The sequence below is a fragment of the Sphingopyxis sp. LARHCG72 genome, assembly GCF_052871675.1.
Window position 1 is genome coordinate 927,533 of sequence record NZ_JBIXJU010000001.1, and the last position, 15,898, is coordinate 943,430.

Genomic DNA, 15,898 nt, shown 5'->3' on the forward strand with positions numbered 1-15,898 from the left:
TGTGAAGCCGTCCGTGCCGGGCGCTAAGCAAAAAGAAGATTGTATCTACGACGACCTGAACGCTCAAAATTTACTGGTGACCCGATAAATGCCCAAAAGAACCGACATCCAATCCATCCTCGTCATCGGCGCCGGCCCGATCGTTATCGGTCAGGCGTGCGAGTTCGACTATTCGGGGACACAGGCGATCAAGGCGCTGAAGGAGGAGGGCTATCGCATCGTCCTCGTCAACTCCAACCCGGCGACGATCATGACCGATCCCGACCTCGCCGACGCGACCTATGTCGAGCCGATCACCCCCGAGATCGTCGCGAAGATCATCGCGAAGGAGCGCCCCGACGCGGTGCTGCCGACGATGGGCGGGCAGACCGCGCTCAACACCGCGCTGGCGCTGTTCAACGACGGGACGCTAGAGAAATATGGCGTCGAGATGATCGGCGCCGATGCCGAGGCGATCGACAAGGCCGAGGACCGCATCAAGTTCCGCGACGCGATGGACAAGATCGGGCTGGAAAGCGCGCGCTCGGGTATCGCGCACACGCTCGACGAGGCGTTTGCGGTGCTCGAACGCACCGGCCTGCCGTCGATCATCCGCCCCAGCTTTACCATGGGCGGCACCGGCGGCGGCATCGCGTATAACCGCGAGGAATTCGAGCATATCGTCCGCGGCGGCCTGATCGCCTCGCCGACCACCGAGGTCCTGATCGAGGAATCGCTCCTCGGCTGGAAAGAATATGAGATGGAGGTGGTGCGCGACCGCAAGGACAATTGCATCATCATCTGTTCGATCGAGAATGTCGATCCGATGGGCGTGCACACGGGCGACAGCATCACCGTCGCCCCCGCGCTGACGCTGACCGACAAGGAATATCAGATCATGCGCAACGCGAGCATCGCGGTGCTGCGCGAGATCGGGGTCGAGACGGGCGGGTCGAACGTCCAGTTCGCGGTGAATCCCAAGGACGGCCGCCTGATCGTCATCGAGATGAACCCGCGCGTGTCGCGCTCGTCGGCGCTCGCGTCGAAGGCGACGGGATTCCCGATCGCCAAGGTCGCGGCGAAGCTCGCGGTCGGTTACACGCTCGACGAGATCATGAACGACATCACCGGGGTGACCCCGGCGTCGTTCGAGCCGACGATCGATTATGTAGTCACCAAGATCCCGCGCTTCGCCTTTGAAAAGTTCAAGGGCGCCGAGGCGACGCTGTCGACCGCGATGAAGTCGGTGGGCGAGGTGATGGCGATCGGCCGCACGATCCATGAAAGCCTCCAAAAGGCGCTGCGCGGGTTGGAGACGGGGCTTTCGGGCTTCAACTTCGTCGACCGCCTCAAGGGCGCGACGCACGACCAGCTGCGCAACGAACTGGCGCAGCGCACCCCCGACCGGCTGCTCAACGCCGCGCAGGCGATCCGCGAAGGCTTGCCGCTCGCCGAGATCAACCGCGTTGCGGGTTACGACATGTGGTTCCTCGAACGCATCGCCGAGATCGTCGCAGCCGAGGAAGAAGTCTGCGCCAACGGCCTGCCGCGAGATGCTGAAGGGCTGCGCAAGCTGAAAGCCATGGGCTTTTCGGACAAGCGTCTTGCCTATCTCGCGCTCCAGTCGGCGAACCTCCGCCCCGGATCGAAGCAGGCGACTGCGCGCGGCAGCGGGCTGATTCACGAAGCGGTGAAGGCGATGACCGGCGGCGTGACCGAAGCCGAAGTGCGCGCGCTGCGCCATAAACTCGGCGTGCGGCCGGTGTTCAAGACGATCGACACCTGCGCCGCGGAGTTTCAGGCGCAGACACCCTATCTCTATTCGACCTACGAAGCGCCGACCTTCGGCGAGCCCGAGAATGAGGCGAACCCGAGCGACCGCAAGAAAGTCGTTATCCTTGGCGGCGGTCCGAACCGGATCGGGCAGGGGATCGAGTTCGACTATTGCTGCTGCCACGCCTGCTTCGCGCTCGAAGAGGCGGGCTATGAAACGATCATGATCAACTGCAACCCGGAGACGGTGTCGACCGATTATGACACGTCGGACCGTCTCTATTTCGAACCGCTCACGGCAGAAGATGTGCTCGAAATCCTGCACGTCGAAATGTCGAAGGGCGAGCTTGTGGGCGTGATCGTCCAGTTCGGCGGCCAGACCCCGCTGAAGCTCGCGCAAGCCTTGGCGGAAGCCGGCATCCCGATCCTCGGCACCTCGCCCGACGCGATCGACCTTGCCGAAGACCGCGAGCGTTTCGCGGCGCTCGTCAACAAGCTCGGCCTCAAGCAGCCCGAGAACGGTATCGCGCGCAGCCGCGAGGAAGCCGTCGCGGTCGCGGCGCGCATCGGTTACCCGGTGCTCACGCGTCCCTCCTATGTGCTTGGCGGCCGCGCGATGGAGATCGTCGACGACCAGGCGCAGCTCGAAAATTACATCGAGACCGCGGTGCAGGTGTCGGGGGACAGCCCGGTGCTGATCGACCGCTACCTGCGCGATGCGATCGAGGTCGATGTGGACGCCTTGTGCGACGGGACCGATGTCGTCGTTGCGGGCGTGCTCCAGCATATCGAGGAAGCGGGGGTCCATTCGGGCGACAGCGCCTGCTCGATCCCGCCGTACAGCCTGTCGGCCGACATCGTCGCCGAAATCGAGCGCCAGACCGAGGCGCTCGCCCGCGCGCTCGAGGTTCGCGGCCTCATGAACATCCAGTTCGCGGTCAAGGATGGCGAGGTTTACCTGATCGAGGTCAACCCGCGCGCCAGCCGCACCGTGCCCTTCGTGGCGAAGGCGGTGGGTTCACCGATCGCCAAGATCGCTGCGCGCGTGATGGCGGGCGAGAAGCTCGCCGACCTGCCGAAGATCAATCGCGACATCGCGCATGTTGCGGTCAAGGAAGCGGTTTTCCCCTTCGCGCGCTTCCCCGGCACCGATCCGGTGCTGTCGCCGGAGATGAAGTCCACGGGCGAGGTGATGGGAATCGACCGCAACTTCAACCTCGCCTTTGCCAAGGCCCAGCTCGGCGCAGGTGACCGCCTGCCCACCGACGGCCGAGTCTTCGTGTCGGTCAAGGACAGCGACAAACCGCGCATCCTCGACGCGGTGCGCCAGCTCACGGCATGGGGCTGGAAGGTGATCGCGACCGGCGGCACCGCCGACTATCTGGGGGGGCAGGGGATCGAGGTCGAACGCGTCAACAAGGTCGCCGAAGGCCGCCCGCATATCGTCGACCGGATCAAGGACGGCGATGTCCAGCTGATCTTCAACACGACCGAGGGATGGCAGTCGTTGCAGGACTCGCAGTCGATCCGCGCGTCGGCGCTGGCGGCCGATATCGCCTATTATACGACCGCTGCGGCAAGCGAGGCGGCGACGCAGGCGATCGGCGCGCTTCGTGCGCACTCTCTTGAAGTGAAGCCGCTTCAGGACTATTATTGAAGGACCGCTCCACCCCCCGACATTGACGGAAACAGCGGCGCAGCCGCCCGGCGAAGTTTCGCCGGCGCTGGATTATTGACGAAGGACAACAGGATAATGGCAAGCGTTGAAAAGGTGCCGATGCTGGCAGAAGGCTATGAGAAGCTGAACGCACAGCTCGCGACCCTCAAAGCCGAGCGGCCGCTGATCGTCGATGCGATCGAGGAAGCGCGCGCGCATGGCGACCTTTCGGAAAATGCCGAATATCACGCTGCGAAAGAGCGCCAGGGCCAGGTCGAAGCGACGATCGGCGACCTTGAAGACAAGCTTTCGCGCGCACAGGTCATCGACCCGACGACGCTGTCGGGCGACCGCATCGTGTTCGGCGCGACGGTCACGCTCGCCGACGAAGACGACAAGCCGGTGCGCTACCAGATCGTCGGTCAGGCCGAAGCCGATGCCAAGGACGGCAAGATCAGCTACAATTCGCCGCTCGGCCGCGCGCTGATCGGTCGCCGCGTCGACGACGAGATCGAAGTCACCGTGCCCGCGGGCGACAAATATTATCTGGTGACGAAAATCGAATTCATCTGATGGGTAAACGGCGATGAAGCCGATCGATGCACCGGTGACGATCGGCTTCGCGCTGACGTGCGTCATCTTGTTCGTCTTCCTGTCGGTGACGGGACTTTTCGAGCCGGTGGCCGAGGCTGCCGGGATGATGTCTGCGCGGTTCGGTGCCGATCCCTTCGCGCTCGGCGGTACGGCGGTCCCGGCGATACTGACGCCGTTGACGTCGGCCTTCCTGCACCTTGATACGTTGCACCTGCTTTTTAACATGATGTTCCTAGTCTTCATCGGGCGACAGGTCGAATTGCCGCTGGGGCCGAAGGCCACGATCGCTTTGATGGTCGGAGGCGCCTATGCGGCGGCGGCGGTTTCGTGGATCGCTAATCCTGACTCGACCGCGGTGGGCATCGGCGCCAGCGGTGTCGTTTCGGCGCTGATCGCGTGCTACGCGCTGATTTTCAATCAGCAGCAGGTGCGCGCGATCGGGCCGATCCCCGGCGTCTGGGTGCGGGCGCTATGGCTCGCGGCCGCCTGGATCGGATTGCAATTGCTGATCGGCTTTGCGAGTAACGTGGCGCCCTCCAACCCCCACGTCAGCCCGGGTATCTGGGCGCATATAGGCGGCTTCCTCGGCGGCTTGCTCCTGACGCGTCCCTTGCTTCGCTGGCGCTTCGGCGCGCGGTAGGTCAGCTCCCGGCGAGCAATCCGCCCGCCAGCAGCATCGCGACGCGAACGTCGATCCCGCAGCCTTCGGTGCGTTTTTCTGCGACGAAATCGGCGATGCGGTCCAGTGGTACGCGGTGGACGATGATATCCTCGCCATCGACCCCGCCGCCGTCGCCGACCTTCGTCAATCCGGTCGCCACCAGCAGCGTAAAGCTCTCGCTCACCATCCCCGGCGAACTGTAGAATTCGCCGACCGTGCGCCAATGGTCGGCGCGATAGCCCGTTTCCTCTTCGAGTTCGCGCGCCGCCGCGATCTCGGACGCTTCGCCCGCGGTATCGTCGCCGACGAGTCCCGCAGGCAGTTCGAGGCACCGGACCTTCAGCGGCACGCGATATTGTTCGACAAGGATGACGTGGCGGCCATCGGTGGCCTCGTCGATCGCCAGGACCACCGCGGCGTGGATGCCGCGCGATCGCGAGACATATTCCCAATTGCCCTGCTGCCTGACCGTGATGAAGCGGCCTTCCCACCGCGTCTCGATGGGGGTGTCGGGGCCGGGACGGCTCATGGTTTGTCCTTCTAAAGCTCGATCAGGCGGTCGGGGAGTTCGTTCGGATTTTCGCTGCCGCGCGGGAAATGTTCGGCGAGTACGAGGCCCATCTGGCGCACCGCCTCGGCCATGCCTTCGCCGGGCTGTCCGGCGCGGACGCGTTCGATGAGCGCCGCCATCGCATCGCCCCACACCTCGGGCGTGACCTTCGCGGCGATCGCTTCGTCGGCGACGATGTCGGCGCGATGCTCCTTGAGGCTGAGGTACAGCAACACGCCGGTGCGGCCCGTGGTCTTCCCCTCGGTTCCGACCTTGAAAAGGTCGACGGCGCGCGCGCGGACGCGCTGCGCCTTGATCGCGCGCGGGGTGAGCGCCATCCGCAGCGGGCGCCACAGCAGGATCAGCCACATGCCGATCCACTTGAGCACGCCGACCGCAATCACCGTTCCAAGCCATTGATTGGCGGTCAGCTCGTGCCCCCAGCCGCCGGTCAGCCGGTCGTAAAGCCCGCGGTAAAATTCGGGGAACAGCGCGATCACCGACATGGCGAGGAAGGCGATGATGCTGGCCCAGACGAGCGCGACATCGTCATAGTCGTTCGACTTCGCCGCGACGACGGTGACGATCTCGCCGCTGGTATGCGCCTCGGCAGCGGCGATCGCTGCGGTAACGATATCATGGTCGGCGTCGCTGACGTGACTGACTTTCATGGCCGCATCCCCCTACCAGCCGCCCGAGGCGCCACCGCCTCCGAAGGAACCGCCGCCGCCCGAAAAGCCGCCGCCGCCTCCGCCCCAGCTCGATCCGCCACCGCCCCATGACGATCCGCCGCTGCCGCCGCCCCAGTCGTCGTCGCCCCAGATAATGATCGGGGCGCCCCACGGGCTATGCTTGCGCCGTGTCTTGCCGCGCCGCCCGAGGCTGGTGAGCATTGGCAGGATGAAGAAGAAAAAGACGATGAAGCCGATGAAGAACAGCCCGCCCCAGTCGCCGTCGTCGGCGCGGTCGCGTTCGGCCTTGTCGGCAGCGGCGGCGCGCGCGGCGGCCTCTTCGGGCGTGAGCTGGATCTGCTCGGCGATCGCGTTGACGCCGTCCTGGATTCCGCCGGGCATGTCGCCCGCCTTGAACTTCGGCGTCACGACGTCACGTATGATGCGGCCCGACAGGGCGTCGGTCAGCACAGGTTCGAGACCATAGCCAACCGAGATGTTCATCCGCCGCTCGTTCGGCGCGATCAGGAAGACGACGCCGTCGTCCCTTTCCTTGTCTCCGATCTGCCACTCGCGGCCGAGGCGGTAGCCATAGTCGGCAATGTCGTTGCCTTCGAGGTCGTTCACCGTCGCGACGACAAGCTGGTGCCCGGTCTTTTGCTGGAGTTCGAGCAATTGCGTGTTGAGCGCGGCTTCTTCGGCCGCGGGGATGATATCGGCCTGGTCGACGACGGGATTGCCCGCGAGCTTCGGGAAGGACTGCGCCGCGGCCGGGGACGCAACAAGCGCGAACCCAAGCGCCCATCCTAGCACAAGCGACTTCATCGGGAATCTCCGGTTTGCGCGGCGATGGCATCGACGGCGACTGACAGGCCGCCGGCGAAATCGTTCGATCTGAAATGCGGTGTCATCAGGTCGATCGCAGCCTTTGCTTCCTCGTCGGTGAGCATGGTTTCCAGTCCGGTCCCGGTCGAAATGCGCGCTCGCCGCTCGTTGGGTGCGACGAGGATCAGGACGCCATCGTTGCGATCCTTGTCACCGATGCCCCAACGATTGCCGAGACAGTCGCCGACCGCCGCTACATCAAGGCCGTTCAGGCTTGACGCCGTCACGACGACCATCTGATGCCCCGTCCGCCCCTCATATTGTGCAAGCCGGTCGGACAGGCGGCCTTCGGCAGCATCGGGCAGAATATCGGCCGCATCGGTGACGCGTCCCTGCAATGCGATGTCGGGGGCGCCTGCGCAGCTCGCGATCGCTTGGGTCGGCGCCGACGACGGGGGTGCTCCTTTGCAACCGCTCGCGATCAACAGGATCGCAAACGGCGCGGCAAGGACGGTGCAGCGCACTCTTATTGCCCGAAGTCGACCTTCGGCGCCTGATTGGCGTTGGGAGTCACGGCGCGATACGGCGTCATCGGCTTGGCGCCATGCACGATCTTCGCGCCGATGATGTCGGGGAAGGTGCGGATCGTAGTATTATAGTCCTGCACCGCAGCGTTATAGTCCTGCACCGTCACGTTGATGCGGTTCTCGGTGCCTTCGAGCTGGGTCATCAGGTCGGCGAAGCGTGCCTGGCTCTTGAGGTCGGGATATTGTTCGACGGTGACGAGCAGGCGGCCGAGCGCGCTCGACACATTGCCCTGCGCCTGCTGGAACGCCTGCACCTTGGTCGGATCGTTGAGGTCGTCGGTGCTGAGCTTGACCTGCGTCGCCGAGGCGCGCGCCTGGATGACGCCTTCGAGCGTCGACTGCTCGATCTTCGACGCGCCCTTAGCGGTTTCGACAAGGTTCGGGATCAGGTCGGCGCGCCGCTGGTACGCGGCTTCGACATTCGCCCATTTGGCCTTCGCGGCCTCTTCCTTGGTGGGGACGCTGTTGATGCCGCAGGCGGACAGGCTCATCGCGGCGACGGGTACGATCAACCAACGGGCGGAACGCATGGTCATGGTCTTCGAACTCCCTCCGCGCGGCCCGGTGCCGCGCCAACTGACTTAATATAGTAAGACGCCCCGTCCGCCGCAATCATTGACGCCGATAATCGCGTAAGGCACGTTGGGACGGCAGGCGCAGTGACCAAAGGGGTTGGTACATGTTCAAAGATTTCAAGGCATTCCTGAACCAGGGCAATGTGATGGGGCTCGCCGTCGGTGTCATCATCGGTGCGGCTTTCGGAACGATCGTCAAATCGCTCACCGACGATGTGCTGATGCCCTTCATCGGCTTCGTTACCGGCGGCGGGGTCGATTTCACCAACCAGTATCTGGTGCTGTCGGGCGGCGACAAGGTGACCGCGGGCATGACGCTGGCGGCGGCAAAGGCGACTGGCGCGAACCTCATGGCGCTGGGCAGCTTCGTCACCGCGGTGATCAACTTCGTCCTGCTCGCGTTCGTCGTGTTCCTGCTGGTGCGGCAGGCGAGCAAGTTCATCAAACCCGCCGAAGCGGGGCCGACCGAGATCGATATCCTCACCGAAATCCGTGACGAGCTGAAAAAAAGGCCGTGATCTATCCGCGATGAAATGCACGCCCGCCCTTTTCATCGGCGGGCGCCGCCCCTATATCGGTCATGCCGGTTTCGGCCGGCTATGAGGATAAATGGTGTCGTGGAATAGACACAGCGGACCCGGGGGCAGTACCCGGCGGCTCCACCACAAACCCGCGTTTCTTCGATGGGCGCGCGGGTTTCTGACGGGGCCGAACCAGGATCGACGTGTGTTCAAAGGCGATATTTTCTTTCGGGCTGAGTAACCCGTTCAAGGCTCAAAACTATAAGTGCTAACGATAACGAAGCACTCGCTCTGGCTGCGTAACCGATAAGCCTCACGGCCTAAGGTTATTCAAATAGAACGCGGTTCGGACCGAACCGGGCAACAGAATCGGATACCAGCGGCTGGGGACGAGCCGGGCAACAGAATCGTCCCACCTTATTTCCCGAGATCCGGAACCAGGCTATTTGCGCGCAAGCGGGGCCACAGGCGCGGTGCCCGACGGCATGGGCGAGCATCAGAATTTCTTGCGGAGCGTCAGCCGGACCTTGCGTCCGAGCGGGTCGATTTCGTCGCGGGTATATCCCGCGGGCACCGTCCCGTCCTCGCGCGTCACGCGGCGATAGCCGTCGAGGATATCGTCGATATCCACCGACAGTTTGAGGTCGTTCAACAGACCCTTTTTACCCGGGATTTCGAACAGGCGGCCGAGCTCGACAAAGGCGGAAGCGCTAAGCGCCACCGGGGGCTTGAAGATGAAGATTTCGTCTTGTCCCCGCAGTCGACCCGGGCTGCTCCAGCTACCCCCCAGCGTCGCCCCGAACCCCCTCTTGCCCACCGACGCCTGAAACGACAGGCTGTGGCGCGATTGTCCGCCAGCGCGAAGCTGGTCGATCGCGGGCAAGCCAGGGCGCGTCAGCAGCTCGTTTTTCAGGCGCATGTTGTGATTGAGCGAAACCGAATATTGTAGCGGGTCGGCGGTCATCGGCGCGCCGCCCGGACGTCTCCGGGGAAGGCGAAGCGCGATGCCGGTCGACAGCGTGCTGTCGGTTTCGCGCGCGAGGTTGATCGCGCGGGCGTCGACCGCGACCAGCCGCCCGCCCGGATCGCGCGTGACCCGTTCGGGAAAGGCCGCCTCGATGGCCGGTGTCAGTTCGGGAAATCCGGTCACGCCGCCCTTCGCGACCGACTGGCGATAGCCGAGATTGATCGTCAGCACCTGGTCACCCAGTGGCCGAAGCGTTGCGGAGAGTGTCAGGCTTTGGCGGCGGCCGCGTTCGAGGTCGGGATTGCCGCCGGTGGTCCAGATCGGCTCGGCTATCTCCTGGCGCAGATAGTCGAAGACGCGGTTCACCGTGGTGACGATCGGTGCATCGAGCTGGTCGAACGAAGGGGCGTTTTCGGCAAAGTCGATCGCCCCGCGAAGCTGGACGAGCGGCCATGGCGACCAGTTGACGCTGCCTGCGAACCCCTTTTGCAGCCGGCTGTTCGTCATCGTCTGCGCACTGGCGGAAAGGTCGACGTTCAGGTCGCCCAGCCAGCCGAAACTGGCCGCGCCGACGCGCGAGATTGGCACGCTGACCGACATCTGGCCGCTCGACTGGCTGCGCATCCGGCTGTCGTCCGCGATCCAATTCCCCGATGCGTCGCGCTGCCGGCTTTGCGTGCTGTTGCGGCCCGTGTTGGCAGTCAGGTTCCAGACGAGCGGTCCGGCGGGCAGGTCGACGACGGTCTTTCGCACATTGAGCCGGGCGCTGAGATTGTCGTTCCTCGCCCGGTTGCGCGTCGCGATCAACAGGCCTTCGTCCCATACCCCATAGGGGTTGAAGCCGGGGTCGAAGTCGTCGATCAACCGTTGGACGCGCACAATGTCGATGCCACTTTCGAGGAAATTCTCCGCCCAATTGCGCGAGTAACTCGCCGCCACGCTGGTCTGCCAGCCGCCGATATTGCCATTGAGGGTCATCGACGCGCCAAGCGATGTCGAGTCATTGTGCGTGCGTAGCGCGCGTTCACCCGCGAAAGGCCGCGTCAGCATGACATCGTTCGCAAAGGGCGACCGGGGATGGCCGGCGGGAAGGAGGAGGGACGCCATCGGCAAGCCGCGCTCGCCTTCGCTGCTGTTCCGGTTCACGCTGAGGCTCAGCGCGACGGAAAAATTGCCCAGCGGGCGCGTCACCCCAATCCCCAGCCCGCCGGTGCGCCGCGACGATTGCAGCGTTTCGAAGCGGTTGGGATCGACCGGATGGAGTGTACCCGCGGTCGCGGCGAAATCGTCGAGGCCGGGCACGCCGGCCAGCGCGCCGGCCGGGATGGCGGCCACCGTCACCGGTCGACCCGCGGCGACGCTGAGCGCGGGATCTATTTCGCCGCCGTCGATGCCGGAGACGAAGCCGACGCGGTCGAACACGCCGTCCTGCGGCGGGATATCGCGCGCGGTCTTGCGAAAGGCGCTGTCGGCCCCGACTCGCGCCTGCACGTTCCAGCGCGTGTCGCCGCTGATCGCGGTTCGCCGGGCCGACAGCGTGCCGCCATATTGGCCGCCGCGGGTCGCGAAATCGAAGCCGGCGTCGGCGTTGAGCATCGAAAAATTCTTCTTGAGCACCAGGTTGACCACGCGCTTTCCCGCCGGCTCGCCATAATGCGCCGCCGCCTCGGGCTTGAGCACCGTGAGCCGGTCGAGCGCTTCGGGGGGGTAGGAAAGGATCGAGCGGTCGAACCCCGCGGGCTTGCCGTTAATCAGGATGACAGGTTCTTCGCCGCTGCCGTCGATGAAGGGCGCGAAGCGCGTGAGCAGGTCCTGGATGCTGTCGGCGCCCTGCGCCGTGATCTCGTCCTCGCCGAATTCGCTTTCGGCCGGGACCTTGGCCTCGCCGCGGCGGTCGGCGGTGACGACGATCTCGTCGGGATCGTCGCGGGGAATGCTAACGCCCGGCGGAGCGGCTTCTCGCGAAGCCGACTCCGCCGCGACGTCCCCCTTGTCCGTTTCGGCACGAGCTTCCGAGCTATAGATCGAGCATAGCGGCAACAGCGCCAAAAGCCGTCCATGTCTCGTTATCAGGCTCATCTGTTCAAAAATTCATATCGCTTTCCGACCAAAGTCGAAATGCCACATCCGCTCGTTTCTCGCACCCGCAAGACATTCGCCTTCGCCGGCCGGGATCGCGCATAGTTAGATATCGATTTCGACCTCCGAAGGTGATGTCGGAGTAGCCGGGCCGTCGTACCGAGGCGATGCACCATATGTACCGAGCGCATCGTTCGGAACGGACAATTCCATCATTACACTAGAGGGGAAGCCGGGAGGTACACCGTTGCGCACCGTCATCATATCCCGGAACGTCGAGGCTCCGGGAGGGGCCAGGATTGGGGCGTTCGCTGGACCTGCGATGATCGGAGCGGCGATTCCCGTGATGACTCCACGAATTCTGGCCATTCACCTCTCCTGTAACAGGTGGGCGCATCCGCTGGATGCGCCCATATATTTGCATCTCCACAGAACCCATGGAGATGTCCTGCTCAGGGGTGCGGCGGCTTGTAGAGGGTACCCGACACAAAGCAGGGCAACGTGCCCGTTTCCGGCGGGATCTCGGCATCGACGGCCAGATTCTTGCTGCCATCGGGGTTCGTCGTGACGGTCCCGGCCAGATCGCCATAGCAGTTACCGAGGGTGATGGTTTCCACTCTCAGGCCCTGAATCGTAAGCACGCCTCCGACGAGCGTATAGTCATGCGGATTGCTGGTAATATCCAGCGCCGCACAATTCGGCTCGGGCGGTCCGATATTGACCACGGCCTTACCTGGGTACGCCGGATCATACAGATCAACCGAAGCCGTGCAGTTCAAGGCGATGCCTTTGAAAACATCGACCGTGCCGGTGTACGTTCCTGCCTGCGCCGGCGCGGCGCCGACGGCAAGAGCAGAGCTCATCATTGCCAGAGCGGCAAAAGCAGATGTAAATTTCCTCATATTAATATCCTTTCCCATTAAATTGATATTTATTTGAGAGAGTTAATTATTAAGTATTACATTCCACTTTATATCATCAAGTCTCCTCGTTTCCTCTCCTTGTTGTTGAGTAAAATTAAAATCTAACTGAGCCGCTGAATCCAATGATTCTCGGGTCAGGAGTGAAAACATTTGTTGTAAGCCCATTGTCGTCGCTATTTACGAAGAAGCCAGTAATCGGTGTTTTCTTGAATAGATTTTTGACATAGAGCTGAAAGGCAAGATCGGACTCGGAGCGAGCCAAGGTGATCGCCACGTTGACATTGTCCCACGCGCGAAGCCTGTCGAACGCCGTGTTGTAGACCCGGCCATAGCTTTTCGACTGACGGTAATAGTCGCCACGGAATGTCAGTTCCCAATCACCGCCTTCAAGAAAGAAAGTATATTGGGCGCCGATATTGGCGGTAAGGCGCGGGGCATTGGGGAGCTCGTTGCCGGTCAGGTCGGCGTAGAAACCCCGGCCGCCATTCGGGGCGCCACTCGTCGCGCCCTGCCAGGCATTGGGGTTGGCCGGATCATATGGGGCGATTACCCCGACCTTTGTTGGGTCATAAGGCGCCAGCGGATTATAGGTGAGGCCATATAGCCTCCAGAAATCGGGTCCATTGGCCCGCCTGTCCGGCTCATAGCTGCCAAGGCGATCGGCTCCGGGGCATAGCGCCGAAAGCGCGACTGCTCCTCCACCCCTCGACAAGATCTGTTCAACCACGGCGACCGGCGCAATGCAGTTCGACGGAACCTGCAACCAGGGACGCAATACAACCCAGTCAGGGTCCCCCTGCGTCCGGTTCATCACATCGATCGACTGCGACCCCTTGCCCAGCCGGGTCCTGAGATAGCCCAGATTGCCATCGACGCGGAAGGCGCGGGAGGGGCGCCAGGCCGCCTCGAACTCAAGTCCCCAGCTCGTCGCGTTGAAATTTTCATTATAGGCAATACGGTCTACGATCTGCGAGACCTGATAATCCTTATAGTCGTAAAAGAATCCTGTCGCATTCAATGTAAAGCGGCCAGCATCGAAGCTATTTTTCATTCCTATTTCGAAGGCGTTAACATATTCCGGCCTGAACGTCTGCGGAAGGAATTGAAATTGCACCACGTTGGGATTGAAGTCGATGCGCGGTGGATTTGTTCCACCGCCCTTGTATCCGCGCGAAATTGACGCGTAGATTAGGCTGTCGTCGGTGAAGCTCAAATCCGGCTTCCAGTCGAGAACCGCTCGTCCCGTGAAGCGCCCCCATGACTGCACGATGTCATCCATGGCCGGATAGCCGCTATTGACCTTTCCGCCCGTGATGTCGCCGACAAAATTGGGTCCCGAAGGATTGTTGATCCCGCCGCCCAGCAACAATTGGCTGGGAATCTGGTCTGCGCGCTTTCGGTCCTTCGTATAGCGGGCGCCAAGCGTCAGCTTGAGATCGTCGCTTATATCCCAATATACCTCACCGAAACTTGCCCACGACTTAATGCGAACACCATTCTGGCTCAGAAAATAATTGTGCCCAAGATTGTTGAGGCTTCCGATCCCATTGGGGTCGACATATGGGCATTCCCTGTCTTCATTCCCCAGAACGCAAGGAAGGAGATCAATACCGGGAACGCTTCCTGGCCCAATTGGTGGCCTTCTATTATATTGCAATTGAGCAATAAGGGTGAACATGTTGTTGAATACATAATAGTCGTCTTGAGATTTGAAGTCCAGATAGTTGGCACCCGCGAGAAAGTTCACCGGTCCATCAAAACTGGATTGAAGGCGGAATTCCTGGGACCATTGCCGGTTTCTGGATCGGCTCAGATCGGCCGAGATCATTCGATCCGAACACCCGAGCTGCGGATCGCAAAATACCCCACCGGGCGTCGGCCCGGGGTATAGCGCGTTATCGATCAACCTGTTGCCAAGGTAGAGATTTGGCCGCGACGAATCCTCGAACAACGGCTCGGTAAGAAATCGATTATAGTCTTGTGAAGAATAGAAACGATCGCGCGAATAAGCTGTTTGAGAAATGAACTGCAGCGCATCCGACGGATCGAATTCCAGATTCAATTGAACAACATCGTTCTTCGCGCGAAAAATCGGATCATAGTTTGATGAAATCTCTCGCAAATTTTTCGACTGGGTGACCCCGGCCAGTGGATCGAGAAGCTTCACCACGTTCAGGACCCGATTGGGCCTCCCCGGCTCCCTGAGCGTGCCGACATTCATGCCCGTACTGGGATGATAAAGATAAACGAGCGCGGGGCCGTTCGGTGTGCCGAACGCCGCATCGTCATAGAGCGATCCCGGAAGGCAGCCCTGACCTATGCGTGCGCGAAGGGCAGGGTCGGCGATGGTGACATTGCCGATCCTTTCGGGCCCCGGATCGGTCGTACATAATTGCTTGCTCGATCGTGCCCGATTGTCGTCTTCCTCGAAATGCTGCCAAATCACATTGGCGCGAAAACGGTCGCTGGGTTCCCATGCAAGCGTGGCGCGCGTCGACCACAGATCGCGGCCATTTATGCGGGTTTGGAAAAAACGGTTATAATCATACCCGTCGCGCTTGGTCATGATGCCGGCGACACGAACCCCCAGCGTATCGCCCAAGGGAATGTTGAGCATACCGCTCAGGCGTCGTGTCGAATAGTTTCCGACCTCACCTTTGATTTCGCCGCCAAAATCAGGTTCGGGCATCGCGGGGATCATATTCACTACGCCCGCTGTCGCGTTTCGACCGTAAAGCGTGCCCTGAGGGCCGCGCAGCACTTCGACGCGCTGCAAATCGAAAAATTCGGCTTCGAACAGGCGGTTGCGGACGAGGGGGGTCGAGTTGAAGCTCACCGCGACGGCCGGATCGCTCGAGGCCGAAATCGACTGCGTCCCGACCCCGCGGATCGAGAAATTATACATGCTGAAATTGGTCTTGGAGAAGCTGACGTTGGGAACTGCGCGGAGCAGTTCCGATCCGCCCTCGATCTTTCGATCATCCAGTGCATCGCCCGACAGCGCGGTCATCGCGATCGGCACGTCGGTGATCTTTTCTTCCTTCCTCTGCGCCGTGACGATGATTTCGCTGCCGTCGCTGATCTCCTGGGCCGGCGCTGCGGACGCCGCTGCGATCGGCGCGGCGCTCACGGTTTCAGCCGGAAGCTGCGCGACCTTCCGCGCCGGACTGACGACAAAAATCTTGCCGTTGCGGTGGTATGTCAGCCCCGTCCCGCGGAGCAGTTCGCGAAGCGCCTCCTCGGCGCCGGCGCGAGACCGCAACGCCTCGCTGCGCTTGCCGCGCACCGCCTTGCCGTCGAAAATCACCTGCACCCCCGACACACGCGCGAACGCGCGCAGCGCGCCGCCCAGATCCTGGGCCGGAATATCGAACTGCTGGACCTGGCGTGCTTCGGCCTGAGCCGGCGCCGACATGGCAACCAGCGCGCCGAGCGCAAGACTCGACAACAAATAACGACGTTTGGACATACCCTCTCCCTCTATGCGAGGGGTCGATATTATTGCCCCTCTGTCATAAAGACGAACCAACCGCCGA

At 62.3% G+C, this 15,898-nt stretch carries 12 protein-coding genes and 1 other RNA gene; 5 read left to right on the forward strand and 8 right to left on the reverse strand.

Going from position 1 to position 15,898, the window contains the following annotated elements; translation table 11 throughout:
• Positions 1 to 88: 88 nt before the first annotated feature.
• The 3 genes from carB (at position 89) to ACIPPQ_RS04540 (ending at position 4,643) form a co-directional block, all read left to right on the forward strand.
• Complete coding sequence (gene carB / locus ACIPPQ_RS04530) at positions 89 to 3,409, forward strand: carbamoyl-phosphate synthase large subunit (protein ID WP_446542990.1); 3,321 nt, start codon at positions 89 to 91, stop codon at positions 3,407 to 3,409.
• A 96-nt stretch (positions 3,410 to 3,505) separates the two neighbouring features.
• Positions 3,506 to 3,982 (forward strand): transcription elongation factor GreA, encoded by a 477-nt coding sequence (greA, locus tag ACIPPQ_RS04535; RefSeq protein WP_446542991.1) that lies wholly within the window; start codon positions 3,506 to 3,508, stop codon positions 3,980 to 3,982.
• A gap of 13 nt (positions 3,983 to 3,995) precedes the next feature.
• Positions 3,996 to 4,643: a rhomboid family intramembrane serine protease gene (locus tag ACIPPQ_RS04540; RefSeq protein WP_446542992.1), complete on the forward strand. Its 648-nt coding sequence runs from the start codon at positions 3,996 to 3,998 to the stop codon at positions 4,641 to 4,643.
• Position 4,644: 1 nt separating this feature from the next.
• Here the strand turns inward: ACIPPQ_RS04540 and ACIPPQ_RS04545 are convergent, their stop codons facing one another.
• The 5 genes from ACIPPQ_RS04545 to ACIPPQ_RS04565 are packed head-to-tail and all read right to left on the reverse strand — an operon-like array spanning position 4,645 to position 7,833.
• The gene (locus ACIPPQ_RS04545; RefSeq protein WP_446542993.1) at positions 4,645 to 5,193 is read right to left on the reverse strand and encodes an NUDIX hydrolase; all 549 of its coding nucleotides are present in this window, start codon (positions 5,191 to 5,193) and stop codon (positions 4,645 to 4,647) included.
• An 11-nt stretch (positions 5,194 to 5,204) separates the two neighbouring features.
• A complete protein-coding gene (locus ACIPPQ_RS04550) occupies positions 5,205 to 5,885 on the reverse strand; it encodes a TPM domain-containing protein (RefSeq protein WP_446542994.1) in 681 nt (226 codons plus the stop codon).
• Positions 5,886 to 5,897: 12 nt separating this feature from the next.
• Positions 5,898 to 6,710 (reverse strand): TPM domain-containing protein, encoded by an 813-nt coding sequence (locus ACIPPQ_RS04555; RefSeq protein ID WP_446542995.1) that lies wholly within the window; start codon positions 6,708 to 6,710, stop codon positions 5,898 to 5,900.
• Positions 6,707 to 7,234, reverse strand: coding sequence for a TPM domain-containing protein (locus ACIPPQ_RS04560; protein WP_446542996.1), 528 nt, complete (start codon positions 7,232 to 7,234; stop codon positions 6,707 to 6,709). Before ACIPPQ_RS04560 ends, ACIPPQ_RS04555 begins: the two co-directional genes overlap by 4 nt.
• Before the next feature lie 2 nt (positions 7,235 to 7,236).
• Complete coding sequence (locus ACIPPQ_RS04565; protein WP_446542997.1) at positions 7,237 to 7,833, reverse strand: LemA family protein; 597 nt, start codon at positions 7,831 to 7,833, stop codon at positions 7,237 to 7,239.
• A 143-nt stretch (positions 7,834 to 7,976) separates the two neighbouring features.
• Here ACIPPQ_RS04565 and mscL point away from each other — a divergent pair, with 143 nt between their 5' ends.
• Both mscL and ssrA read left to right on the forward strand, forming a co-directional pair.
• Entirely contained in the window at positions 7,977 to 8,390 is a 414-nt protein-coding gene (gene mscL, locus ACIPPQ_RS04570) for a large conductance mechanosensitive channel protein MscL (protein ID WP_446542998.1), read from the forward strand.
• A gap of 25 nt (positions 8,391 to 8,415) precedes the next feature.
• Positions 8,416 to 8,771: a transfer-messenger RNA gene (gene ssrA, locus ACIPPQ_RS04575) on the forward strand.
• 118 nt (positions 8,772 to 8,889) lie between these two features.
• Here ssrA and ACIPPQ_RS04580 read toward each other — a convergent pair.
• The 3 genes from ACIPPQ_RS04580 to ACIPPQ_RS04590 form a co-directional block, all read right to left on the reverse strand.
• The gene (locus tag ACIPPQ_RS04580) at positions 8,890 to 11,409 is read right to left on the reverse strand and encodes a hypothetical protein (protein ID WP_446542999.1); all 2,520 of its coding nucleotides are present in this window, start codon (positions 11,407 to 11,409) and stop codon (positions 8,890 to 8,892) included.
• A 482-nt stretch (positions 11,410 to 11,891) separates the two neighbouring features.
• Positions 11,892 to 12,341, reverse strand: coding sequence for a hypothetical protein (locus ACIPPQ_RS04585; protein WP_446543000.1), 450 nt, complete (start codon positions 12,339 to 12,341; stop codon positions 11,892 to 11,894).
• Between the two features lie 115 nt (positions 12,342 to 12,456).
• Positions 12,457 to 15,831, reverse strand: a complete 3,375-nt coding sequence (locus ACIPPQ_RS04590) for a TonB-dependent receptor domain-containing protein (protein WP_446543001.1) — start codon at positions 15,829 to 15,831, stop codon at positions 12,457 to 12,459.
• Between the last annotated feature and the right edge of the window lie 67 nt (positions 15,832 to 15,898).

Coding starts and splice junctions, on each gene's coding strand:
- ACIPPQ_RS04590 (WP_446543001.1), bottom strand. CDS start 15,831: ATGTCCAAACGTCGTTATTTGTTGTCGAGTCTTGCGCTCGGCGCGCTG.
- ACIPPQ_RS04565 (WP_446542997.1), bottom strand. CDS start 7,833: ATGACCATGCGTTCCGCCCGTTGGTTGATCGTACCCGTCGCCGCGATG.
- greA (WP_446542991.1), top strand. CDS start 3,506: ATGGCAAGCGTTGAAAAGGTGCCGATGCTGGCAGAAGGCTATGAGAAG.
- ACIPPQ_RS04555 (WP_446542995.1), bottom strand. CDS start 6,710: ATGAAGTCGCTTGTGCTAGGATGGGCGCTTGGGTTCGCGCTTGTTGCG.
- mscL (WP_446542998.1), top strand. CDS start 7,977: ATGTTCAAAGATTTCAAGGCATTCCTGAACCAGGGCAATGTGATGGGG.
- ACIPPQ_RS04540 (WP_446542992.1), top strand. CDS start 3,996: ATGAAGCCGATCGATGCACCGGTGACGATCGGCTTCGCGCTGACGTGC.
- ACIPPQ_RS04550 (WP_446542994.1), bottom strand. CDS start 5,885: ATGAAAGTCAGTCACGTCAGCGACGCCGACCATGATATCGTTACCGCA.
- ACIPPQ_RS04545 (WP_446542993.1), bottom strand. CDS start 5,193: ATGAGCCGTCCCGGCCCCGACACCCCCATCGAGACGCGGTGGGAAGGC.
- carB (WP_446542990.1), top strand. CDS start 89: ATGCCCAAAAGAACCGACATCCAATCCATCCTCGTCATCGGCGCCGGC.
- ACIPPQ_RS04585 (WP_446543000.1), bottom strand. CDS start 12,341: ATGAGGAAATTTACATCTGCTTTTGCCGCTCTGGCAATGATGAGCTCT.